The organism is Akkermansia sp. GGCC_0220 (assembly GCF_017566105.1).
GTDB lineage: Bacteria > Verrucomicrobiota > Verrucomicrobiia > Verrucomicrobiales > Akkermansiaceae > Akkermansia > Akkermansia massiliensis.
In genome coordinates, this window is record NZ_JABFCI010000120.1 from 1 (window position 1) to 226 (window position 226).

Annotated in this window: 1 protein-coding gene; it reads right to left on the minus strand. The window is 42.5% G+C overall.

Annotated elements, in window-relative coordinates:
- A partial coding sequence (locus HJW02_RS13235; RefSeq protein ID WP_208050715.1) for a sulfatase-like hydrolase/transferase occupies window positions 1–226 on the minus strand: 226 nt, incomplete at both ends.

A 226-nucleotide genomic window follows, 5' to 3' on the forward strand; every position in this document is an offset into this window, starting at 1 on the left:
GTTCTTGTCGCGACCTTCGAGGAATTCAATGGCTTTATCAGTAATAATATCCTTGGCGTATCCTTTTTCTACAATATGCTTCCCGTTTTCCCAAAAATCAGGATCGTAATAGTCACCTTGTTCGTGTTGGCCGCTAAGGATGCTCCAATGATCGAATCCTTGCGGTTCACTGATAAGATGCCATTTACCAATTATTGCAGTCTGATATCCGGCTTGTTGAAGCAGT